Source organism: Thiohalomonas denitrificans, from assembly GCF_016841685.1.
Classification (GTDB): Bacteria; Pseudomonadota; Gammaproteobacteria; order Thiohalomonadales; family Thiohalomonadaceae; genus Thiohalomonas; species Thiohalomonas denitrificans_A.
In genome coordinates this window covers 1-9,382 of sequence record NZ_JAENYR010000103.1, presented here as the reverse complement: position 1 = coordinate 9,382, position 9,382 = coordinate 1, and the positions used below count along the sequence as shown (strand labels likewise).

The window sequence follows — 9,382 nt, the reverse complement described above, 5'->3', positions numbered from 1 at the left end:
CCGCTGCTCTCTGGATTCCCGCCTCCGCGGGAATGACGGGGGAGTGAGCAGTCACCTTTCTCGTCAAATAGACCCACTCGACTCGGGCATCCTGCTTCGCTCTACCGACTGCGTCCATGCAGTCGTATTCGCCTCGAAAGATCGAAAAATCTGTCTCAAACCGGCTTCCGCTCGCTACGATCGGTCAAGTCCGACAGGCTCCTAGCGCATTCATGCGATAATGGGGGCGACGATTTTAATCGGATGAAGACATGTTTGCGCTTTTTCGTAGCGAGCCGTTGCTCGATGAGGCCCACATCTGGTGGCTTTTCGATGTTTATGCCTGGGCCCTGAAGAACTTTGGCAGTGACGTATTCTACCGCGAGACGGTTCTGGTGGTGCCCTCCAATGAGCACTTTCCGGGGCGGGAACAGTCGGTCCACGGCATGGCGCAGCTGATTTTCGAGCAGGTCCGACAGCATGCGGGCCTAAGCCACTGGCCCTCACGGCTGGTGGAGCCGGAGCGGTTTGATCCCGACGCCCGGCCCAGGCTGGCGTTGCAGGGTGCGATCCGTGGTGCAAAGGGTCTCGCCCCCGAAGAGAGCGAGGGGGACTGCCTGGTTTTCACCTATGATCCGAACCTGATTGGTAACCCCGAGGCGCTGATCGCCAGTTTCGTCCATAATTTCGCTCACTTCCTTGGTTCAACGGCCGAGGAGGAACCGCCCGGCGGACGGGAAAACTGGCCGCACCTGACCGAGGTGCTCGGGGTCTTCATGGGTTTCGGCCTGATGTTGGCCAACAGCGCGTTCAAGGCGCCGAGGGGCGGCTGCGGCTCCTGTGCCGGCCCGGCCGCCGAGCGCAGCAGTTTCCTGTCGCAATACGATATGACCTATGCGCTGGCGCTCTTTGCCGTGCTGAAGGGCATTCCCAACAAGGAGGTTTTGCGCCACTTGAAGAAGCCATTGCGTCCCTTTTTTAAGCGGGCAGTGAAGGACATCAAGGATCGAGCCGACGCCCTGGAGGCACTCCAGGCGATCGACCAGCCGTTGCCGGTACTGGCATAAATGGCTCTGACCGCAACCATCTACAAGGCCGAGTTGGCCATCGCCGACATGGACCGCGGCTACTACGGCACACATCACCTGACCCTGGCCCGGCATCCCTCGGAGACCAGCGAACGTCTGATGGTGCGGCTGCTGGTGTTTGCCCTGCACGCGGAGGAACGGCTGGAGTTCACCAAGGGACTTTGCGTCGATGACGAGCCGGCGGTTTGGGCCAAGAGTCTGTCCGGCGACATCGAAACCTGGCTCGATGTGGGCCAGCCTGACGAGCGACGCATTCGCAAGAGCTGCAACCGTGCCGAGCGGGTGGTGATCTATGCCTACGGCGGGCATGCGGCCGAATTGTGGTGGGAACGGACCCATAACCGGGTCACCCGCTTCAACAATCTGCAGGTCTTCAATCTGGCCCCGTCCGTTACCGACGGCCTGGCCGCCCTGGCAGAGAGAAGCATGCGTCTGCAATGCACCATACAGGACGGGCAGATCTGGCTGGGGAATTCGCAGATCACCGTGCCGATCGAGCCGTTTAGATGGTACGGTTAGGCGAATAATCCTTACTTCCCGTTTTGATCACCTTTTCCAGAAAGGGCCTCGATGGATCGTTCCGTCGTCAACCTGAAAAAACCCGTTCTGCTGCCGTTTGTACTGGGAGGACTCGTTCTCTTTGCGGTGCTGGTGTTCAGCATCTATCGCGAAGAGGCCTCCGGCATCGAGCAGGAGTTTGTCGATACCAGCCAGACCCTCGGCAAGGTCTATCGCTCTTTCCTCAAGGACCACGCCGAGCGGTTGGCGGTCGTACTCGATACGGCGGCACAGGATAAAGCCCTGGTAGAGGCGTTTGCCGCCCGTGATCGGGAACACCTGCGGGAACTCGCCAGGCCACTTTTCGACCGCCTGCGGGAGCATCACCGCATCACCCACTTCTACTTTCATGATCCCGACCGGGTGAATTTCCTGCGGGTCCATCAACCCGAGTACTTCGGTGACGTCATTGACCGTTATACGGCCAAGTCCGCACAGCGGACCGGCGAACTGAGCCACGGCCTGGAACTGGGACCGTTGGGGACCTTCACCCTCCGCGCCGTGCTGCCCTGGCGCCACAATGGCGAGCTGCTGGGCTATCTGGAATTAGGAGAGGAGGTGGGGCGTCTCACCCCCCGGCTACATCAACTGTTCGACATGGAAATCGGGATACTGATCGAAAAAGCCTATCTCTCTCGCAATGAATGGGAAGGTGGTCTGGAGATGCTGGGGCGCAAACCCCGTTGGGATCTTCTTGATGATGAGGTGCTGGTCTCCGGGACGGATTCCGTCATGCCGCCGGCGGCGCTTCGCGACCTCGTCGCCCGGCTTCGTTCGCAACCGGATTCCATCGAGCGCTTCTCCCTGAACGACCGTCAATACATTGCCGGTGCCTTACCGTTGCAAGACGCCCGTTAGCGCCAGGTGGGCCGACTGCTGCTGGTGCGCGATATCACCGCACGTACGGCGAAGAGCCACGTCGTGGTCACCGACATGGTTGCCGCGTCGTTTTTGGTGGGACCAATGCTGTTGATTCTGTTTTTCATCTCGCTGACCCGTGCGGAACGGCAGATGGAAGAGTGGCGCAAGCGCGTTACCGAGGAGAGTGGGGCCCGGATGCAACTGCGTGAAGATCACCTTCGGGCCCTGGAGCACGCCGCCCTTTACGACACCTTGACCGGGCTGCCCAACCGCAAGTCCCTCGACGAGCAACTTGCCCATGCGGTCGACACCGCCACACAAGAGGGAAAGCGCTTCATCCTGGCCCTGCTCAACATCCAGCGTGTGAACGAGATCAATGTGACCCTCGGTCATGAGACCGGCGACACCCTTCTCCGGCAGGTGGCAGAACGCCTCGAACAAGGTCTTCCGGACGCGCTGGTGGTCGCCCGCACAGGCGGCGACGAGTTTGCGGTTGCCCTGCCGGCTCCGGGCGAGACCAGTGCCGCGGACGTGGTGAAGATGATTCGGGGCACGCTTTCGCCGACGTTCTACGTCGGCGGCATTTCCCTGGATATGCTGGCCAACATTGGCATCGCCCTCTACCCCGAACACGCCCATTACGCAGTAGCCTTGCTGCGCCGCGCTGATGTCGCCATGCGCCAGGCGAAACGTCGCCGGGAGAACTATGCCGTGTACGACAGCAGCCTGGATCCACACGGCACGCGACGACTGACTCTGCTCGGCGACCTGCGTCAGGCGATCGAGGAGGACAGGCTGGTACTGCATTATCAGCCGCAGGTATCCATGAAGGAAAACCGGGTGGTGGCCGCCGAGGCGCTGGTTCGCTGGGCACACCCGAAACTGGGCCTGATCCCGCCTGCCGAGTTTATCCCTATAGCGGAACAGACCGGCGTCATCAAGGCATTGACTCGCTGGGTACTGAAGCGGGCCCTCGCCCAGCAGGCGATCTGGATGCGGCAGGGTCTGGATCTCGCAATGTGCGTCAATCTGTCCGCGCACGACCTGCAGGACGAGGCGCTGCCCGATCACGTTGCCGAACTGATCGAGCAGTCGACCCGGGCCCCGCACCGATTGACACTCGAATTGACCGAAAGCGCCATCATGCATGATGCAGAGCAGGCGCTCGGTGTATTGAATCGATTCGCGGCGATGGGTTGTCCGCTCTCTATCGATGATTTCGGAACCGGCTACTCGTCGCTGGTCTATTTGAAACGACTGCCCGTTCGGGAACTCAAAGTGGATGGCAGCTTTGTGGCCGATATGTGCAGGAAAGAAAACGATGCCAGCATCGTCGCCTCCACCATCAGTCTGGCCCATACTCTGGGGCTGGTGGTGGTTGCCGAGGGAGTGGCAGATGGCGCTACCCGTGATGCTCTGGCCGAACTTGCCTGCGACCGGTTTCAGGGTTACTACATCAGCCGGGCGCTGCCCCCCGCGGCCTTTGTCGAATGGCTGGCCAGTGTCTCGGGGCAGGCCGGCCTGACGCCCGCTGTACAAACCTGACGGCCGGGAATATTCGGCAACATGGCGGGTCAAAACCGGTGAAGATCTGCCTTTGCCGACAGGTTCGCAAAGGTGTCGCTTCCAATGGCTAAACGTTATTGCCGAATGGCAGGATTTCGATGCTGAAGATATCTCAACAGGTCACCATTCCCGACACCGAAATTGAGCTGAGTGCAATCCGCTCGCAGGGGGCGGGTGGACAGAACGTCAACAAGGTATCCTCGGCCGTGCATCTTCGCTTCGATGTCTGCGCCTCCTCATTGCCGGATACCTACAAGGAGCGACTGCTGGCGCTGTCGGATCAGCGGATTAGTCAGGACGGCGTCATCATCATCAAATCCCAGGAGCACCGCAGTCAGGAAAAGAACCGGGAGGCGGCGCTGGAACGGCTGCGCATGCTGATCCAGAGCGCGGTAGCCACCCGCAAAAAACGGCGGCCGACAAAACCGACCAAAGGCTCCCAGAGGCGGAGAATCGAAAGTAAGAAGAAGCATGGTCGCAACAAGGACTTGCGCAAGAATATCCGCCCTTGATTGATTCTTGCTGATTTCTGCCATACCCAATACCCAATTAACAATGACCAATCCGTCGATTCTTCTGTGCAGTGATCTGGATCGAACCCTTCTGCCCAACGGTGCCGCACCGGAATCGGCAGAGGCGCGTCCGCGACTGCGGACACTGGCCGCCCGGCCCGAGTTGATGCTGGCCTACGTCAGTGGTCGCCACCAGGCGCTACTGCGGCAGGCGATTGCCGACTACGCCATCCCCAACCCGGATTACGCCATCGGCGATGTCGGTACCACCCTGTACGAGATCCACGGTGACCATTGGCGGCCCTGGCGGGAATGGGCCGAGCATATCGCTCCGGATTGGTCCGGTGCCGACCATGGCGATCTGGCAGCCCTGTTTGCCGACCTCGATCTCCTGCGTCTGCAGGAGCCGGAAAAACAGAACACCTTCAAACTCAGTTACTACGCGCCATCCGGCCTGGTGCGTGATGAGCTGTTGGCGGAAATGCGCAGCCGCCTGGCGGCGAAGGATGTGCGCGCCAGCCTGATTTGGAGTGTCGATGAAGCGGCCGACATCGGCCTGCTCGATGTGCTGCCGGCCTCCGCCACCAAGCTGCACGCGATGGAGTTTCTGATGGCGCGTCGCGGCTTCGATGCTACGCGAACCGTTTTTGCAGGTGACAGCGGCAACGACCTGCCGGTGGTCACCAGCGGCCGACTCCGGGCTGTTCTGGTTCGCAATGCCCACTCCGAAGTGGTCAGCGAGGCGAGTCGGTCACTGCGTGTGCTGGGGCTCGAGCGGCGGCTGTATGTCGCCCGCGGTGGCTTTCACCACATGAACGGCAACTACAGTGCGGGGGTGCTGGAAGGGCTGGCCCACTTTCTGCCCGAAACCGAAGCCTGGATGCGGTAGTTCGACTGCACCGGGTATAGAGGTCTGGATTGGCACGGCAGGGGTGCATGGATTCCCCTGGGGGTGCTAGTGTGCCTCTCACGCCTGCAAAGGTTTTTTTCCCTTCTCCCTGAGGGAGAAGGTTAGGATGAGGGGTATGAAATCAGTAACTTCCCTTTTATTGAGCCCCCTTGCCCCAGCCCTCCCCCTCGAGGAGAGAACGTTTTTCAACAGCCTGCCACAGGCCTGGAATAGTACACCAGGTGCGGGATGCCTCCCTTATGGGCCACTTGGGAACGGGCTTGGCGGCCGGTTCCGGATATAGGAGATTTGCGGCCGATGAACCGCTGTTATGTTGAAAAAAGAGTCTGGCAAGACCCGGAAAAGCTTACCGACTACACCTGTCTTTACCGCCAACTCGAAGTGGCCGAGGCTCCGGAGTTCGGCGCTGAAATGATGGATGGCCGCTGGTACTCGGGTCCTCTCACGTTCGTCGTCTGGAATCCCGAAGATGAATCATTCAAGTGCCGGGTGGATGACGAAACCCCCTGCACCGATGCCAACTACGACTATTCCCATGAGTTTCTGGTAGAGAATGCGCTTCAGCAGGGCTGGCACATCTGCGAACGTTCCGAGGTGGAGATCGTCCATTAGAAAGGCAGTTGCACCGCGGGGCGCAGCATTCCGTGTGCATTATCGTCATTCGGGTGGGCCGGAATTGACGCCGATCATTGTGAGTCGGGAAAGGTGGGAGCAGCCTTGTGGGTCAGAACGGATCGGCGAGCCGGTTCAAACGACATCAGCGAGTGGAGATAGTGGATGGAATTCATCGCCAGGGCGTCGACGCTCATGCGGGATGCCGACCTGCAGCGCTACGTGCGCATCAATAACCTGCCGGACTGGTGCGCATCCATCGATAAGGTCATCGCCAGCCAGGGGGAAAAAGGGGAAATCTACAGCCTTTGGGGGCAGTTCCGCATCCATCGCGAAATGATTCGTGACGGTGTGCGTTTCACCCTACCCAGCTGCCCCAATGCCCTGCAGTGGACCGTTACCGCCGACCTCAACGGCAGCAAGGAGGTAGTGATTCACTGCACCATCAATCGCGAGGAACACGACCCCGATTTCATCGAGTCCATCGAACACTTTGTGGCCGACTGGAAGGCAGGCATCGAGGCGGGCAAGGGACGTCCACAGGCTACCCGAACGCCAGGGAGGTGTGAGCCGTGGTATGGGTAAGCCCCTGTCCCTTATCCGGCCTTCGCCAACCAGAGCAGGGCGGGCTCGTCGTTTTTGCCTAATTTTTCCTGAGGCATGACCACGATGCCACCGCCGGCTCGCCACTGATAGACGCCGTCATCGTCGGTTCGGGATGACACCATGGCTGCGCCCAGCATGCCGTCCAAATGGTTGGTAATGGCGCCATGGTACGCGCGCTGGTAGCCGATTTTCATCGCCCGTAACCTCTCATCGGCGAAAAAGAAGGTCACGTAACGGGAGGGGATCTTGTTAAAGGCTGCGATATCGGTCGCACACAGGCGTGAACCAAATGCGCTCGCCTGATCCCGGCATTCGAACTCGAGGTCCGGCCAGACCTGGCGCAGCTGGGGCTCGGTGATGGAGGGATAGAGTTCATCGAAATTGATACGCACCTCTTCACGTCCGGTCAACTTGAGAAGGAGCACGTCTCCGAAGCGCTGGCCCTCGTCGGTGAATACCAGCCAAAAGAAAGGGAACAGCAAGACGCCGGTCCAAAAAATGCGCTTTGCAAGTTTCTTAAATTCCATCAGGATATCTTCATTGGCGATAATCGGCCGCTGCATGGTAGAACGGCGGGCGGCGCTTGTCATTGAAAGCCTGAAATTCCCGTGGATCTGTGATGGGATTGCCAGTCCTTACACCGGGATTGCGGCATCGTTCGGGACCCCGCTACTGTTTCCGGTTGAAGGGATATGCGAGGTCGTGTAACTGTATGTCTCCGAAACCCACTGCCTGGTTGCAAGCTGTGGAGGTCGTGGGCACCGAAAAAACGAAAACGTCCAAATCGCCCCAAACCCCAAGAGACCGACTATGGATCCTGAGTTGAACCCGTTGGACGAGGCCGCGAGCCAGGTCGTAGAGCTTGGCAATCGGATGGCAGATGCGGATCGGGAAGCCAATTTGTGGGATATCGCCGATGGCCTGCTGGCCGGCGTCGTCCATTATTGGCTCCACTCTCGCCAGCCGTGCGGTGATCCTCACTGTGATGATTGCGCTCCCCTCAGTACCGCTGACGATCGCATGAAGGAACTCAAGCGCCTGATTGATCAGTACGCGCAGGAGAGCGATTACTACCATTCGCCCAACGACACCAACGTCGGACGGGCCTGACCGGTTTCCATTCGGCGGGCGGGAGTTGCTTCCAGCCGTGCTGTGCCCCCTTGGGGAGGTCAGGCCCGCCGGTTAATTCGGCTACGGTTTCCAGCAGTTTCATGGGTCCCGCCTCTTTGATCTTCTTCACCTCCGTCTCATCCTGCACAAACAGCGAACCGACGAATCCCAGCGCGTTGATGGAGATCGTGTCCCAGTGTTCGCAGCGGCGGGGCACTACCATCAGCCACTCGCGGGTCATTAGCAGGTTGTAAGGTCCGGACTGGAATTCCCTGCCTTCCCTGGTGACGGGAGACAATCCAAGCTGTTCGAGCATTTTGCGGTAGAGGTCGTGCGTAACCAGCGCCGCCCGGGAGGGCGATTGGAACAGTTCGGGTCCGAGGCGCGCTGCAGAGTGACGAAACGGCAGTCGGGATGCGGCCAACGGGCCGGTCCGTACCGACTCCAGCAGCGGGTCGAGGGGGAGCGCCGGGTTCTCCTCGAATGCGGAAAGGGGGATGACCTGCAAATGCTTGTGGCGCTGGCTGGCGCCGGCCACCCTGCCGCCGTTGTAGAATCCGAGAGCCGGGTACTCCCGCATCGCCATCCACAAGGCCTCGAAATCCGCCCGGTTCAACACCTGTTCCTGCTCCTCGAACTCACGGGTGACGATCAGCAGGTGATGTTCGATTACATTGAACTTGTTGAGTACGGCGCGATGGCTCGCAGAGATATCCCCCACCGTCAGCTCCGCTTCTGGCGGCAGGAAAGGGTCGGCGCGCTCGTCGGTTTCCCGGCCGGCTCTCTCCTCGGCCTTGCGCCGGAGGTTCTCGGCAATACGGATGCTGAAGCGCATGCCGCCATCCTCGATGCGAGTGCGCCGTGTCGCTATGGTGTGCAGTTTGCCGGCGGCGATCGCCGCCTCGCTGCGGTCAAGGATGCTCTCCCACAGGGTCCCGGGCTGAATAATGGTGTCGCTCATGGGTCTTTGCCGTTGTTAAGTTCTGTTTAGGGCACTTCTAATCAACACGGTTTCGCTCGCCGCGGTTTTGTTCGCTGGCAAGGCGCAGTGAGCGATGTACAGTCGCTCTACATGAGCGAACTGCACGGATTCGCCTGGAGCGCATCCGGACCGCCGCAGGCGGGCCCGAAGGGGTCGCCCCAAAGACGGGGCGAACAACGCACTCAGCGGACAAAACGGCTCGAGCCCGAAGGGTTGCGCCCGAAATCGCCGATTACGGCGCTGCGCTGCTTGACAAGGCCGGCCATTGCGCTGCGCAGCGCGTCTTGTACTCGGCATTTTGGGCACAACGAAATCCGCGTTGGATGATTAGAAGTCCTTTATGGTAGAAGTCTTGCCGCTTCCACGCGAACCCCGACTGGGGGACAATCCCCGGTACAGGTGACTACCACCACGATCCCCGTTTCTTTTCCGGGCAGGTCTACTCTCTGTTCTCTGTGGTGACAGCCGTCGACGCCTTGCAGGAAACCATGAAATCACCCGATCCCAGCGTTATCGCCGCATTGGCCAGCCGCCTGCGGGAGGATGCCGAAGCCACCGGCCGTCGGCGCGGTCTGGTGCTGGCCGGTGACCCCGCCTG

General features: G+C 60.1%; 10 protein-coding genes and 1 pseudogene. 9 read left to right on the top strand and 2 right to left on the bottom strand.

What is annotated here, in order from left to right; all coding sequences use genetic code 11:
* The first annotated feature begins 251 nt into the window (after nucleotides 1–251).
* The 8 genes and pseudogenes from Q7L05_RS15800 to Q7L05_RS15765 all read left to right on the top strand — a co-directional run bounded on the left by Q7L05_RS15800 (nucleotide 252) and on the right by Q7L05_RS15765 (nucleotide 6,671).
* Nucleotides 252–1,046 carry a hypothetical protein gene (locus Q7L05_RS15800; RefSeq protein ID WP_303908925.1) on the top strand — a complete coding sequence of 265 codons (795 nt, stop codon included), beginning with the start codon at nucleotides 252–254 and terminating at the stop codon, nucleotides 1,044–1,046.
* A complete protein-coding gene (locus Q7L05_RS15795; protein WP_303908922.1) occupies nucleotides 1,047–1,586 on the top strand; it encodes a YaeQ family protein in 540 nt (179 codons plus the stop codon).
* Nucleotides 1,587–1,637: 51 nt separating this feature from the next.
* Nucleotides 1,638–2,483, top strand: a complete 846-nt coding sequence (locus tag Q7L05_RS15790; protein WP_303908920.1) for a cache domain-containing protein — start codon at nucleotides 1,638–1,640, stop codon at nucleotides 2,481–2,483.
* Between the two features lie 6 nt (nucleotides 2,484–2,489).
* Entirely contained in the window at nucleotides 2,490–4,031 is a 1,542-nt protein-coding gene (locus Q7L05_RS15785) for a putative bifunctional diguanylate cyclase/phosphodiesterase (protein ID WP_303908917.1), read from the top strand.
* A gap of 119 nt (nucleotides 4,032–4,150) precedes the next feature.
* Nucleotides 4,151–4,564 (top strand): alternative ribosome rescue aminoacyl-tRNA hydrolase ArfB, encoded by a 414-nt coding sequence (gene arfB, locus Q7L05_RS15780; protein ID WP_303908914.1) that lies wholly within the window; start codon nucleotides 4,151–4,153, stop codon nucleotides 4,562–4,564.
* Nucleotides 4,565–4,607: 43 nt separating this feature from the next.
* Nucleotides 4,608–5,447 (top strand): annotated as a pseudogene (locus Q7L05_RS15775) (HAD-IIB family hydrolase); the annotation flags it as partial.
* Nucleotides 5,448–5,771: 324 nt separating this feature from the next.
* The gene (locus Q7L05_RS15770; RefSeq protein WP_303908909.1) at nucleotides 5,772–6,086 is read left to right on the top strand and encodes a hypothetical protein; all 315 of its coding nucleotides are present in this window, start codon (nucleotides 5,772–5,774) and stop codon (nucleotides 6,084–6,086) included.
* A gap of 165 nt (nucleotides 6,087–6,251) precedes the next feature.
* A complete protein-coding gene (locus tag Q7L05_RS15765; RefSeq protein WP_303908907.1) occupies nucleotides 6,252–6,671 on the top strand; it encodes a hypothetical protein in 420 nt (139 codons plus the stop codon).
* 11 nt (nucleotides 6,672–6,682) lie between these two features.
* Here the strand turns inward: Q7L05_RS15765 and Q7L05_RS15760 are convergent, their stop codons facing one another.
* On the bottom strand, nucleotides 6,683–7,219 hold the full coding sequence (locus Q7L05_RS15760; protein WP_303908905.1) for a hypothetical protein: 537 nt from the start codon (nucleotides 7,217–7,219) through the stop codon (nucleotides 6,683–6,685).
* 283 nt (nucleotides 7,220–7,502) lie between these two features.
* Here Q7L05_RS15760 and Q7L05_RS15755 point away from each other — a divergent pair, with 283 nt between their 5' ends.
* Entirely contained in the window at nucleotides 7,503–7,802 is a 300-nt protein-coding gene (locus tag Q7L05_RS15755) for a hypothetical protein (protein WP_303908903.1), read from the top strand.
* Here Q7L05_RS15755 and Q7L05_RS15750 read toward each other — a convergent pair.
* Nucleotides 7,723–8,763 (bottom strand): ATP adenylyltransferase family protein, encoded by a 1,041-nt coding sequence (locus tag Q7L05_RS15750; RefSeq protein ID WP_303908900.1) that lies wholly within the window; start codon nucleotides 8,761–8,763, stop codon nucleotides 7,723–7,725. The genes Q7L05_RS15755 and Q7L05_RS15750 overlap by 80 nt on opposite strands.
* Nucleotides 8,764–9,382 lie beyond the last annotated feature (619 nt).

Bases quoted from the DNA above. Each gene is read 5' to 3' on its own strand.
- Q7L05_RS15765 (WP_303908907.1), top strand. From the start codon at position 6,252: ATGGAATTCATCGCCAGGGCGTCGACGCTCATGCGGGATGCCGACCTG.
- Q7L05_RS15800 (WP_303908925.1), top strand. From the start codon at position 252: ATGTTTGCGCTTTTTCGTAGCGAGCCGTTGCTCGATGAGGCCCACATC.
- Q7L05_RS15750 (WP_303908900.1), bottom strand. From the start codon at position 8,763: ATGAGCGACACCATTATTCAGCCCGGGACCCTGTGGGAGAGCATCCTT.
- arfB (WP_303908914.1), top strand. From the start codon at position 4,151: ATGCTGAAGATATCTCAACAGGTCACCATTCCCGACACCGAAATTGAG.
- Q7L05_RS15760 (WP_303908905.1), bottom strand. From the start codon at position 7,219: ATGGAATTTAAGAAACTTGCAAAGCGCATTTTTTGGACCGGCGTCTTG.
- Q7L05_RS15770 (WP_303908909.1), top strand. From the start codon at position 5,772: ATGAACCGCTGTTATGTTGAAAAAAGAGTCTGGCAAGACCCGGAAAAG.
- Q7L05_RS15755 (WP_303908903.1), top strand. From the start codon at position 7,503: ATGGATCCTGAGTTGAACCCGTTGGACGAGGCCGCGAGCCAGGTCGTA.
- Q7L05_RS15795 (WP_303908922.1), top strand. From the start codon at position 1,047: ATGGCTCTGACCGCAACCATCTACAAGGCCGAGTTGGCCATCGCCGAC.
- Q7L05_RS15790 (WP_303908920.1), top strand. From the start codon at position 1,638: ATGGATCGTTCCGTCGTCAACCTGAAAAAACCCGTTCTGCTGCCGTTT.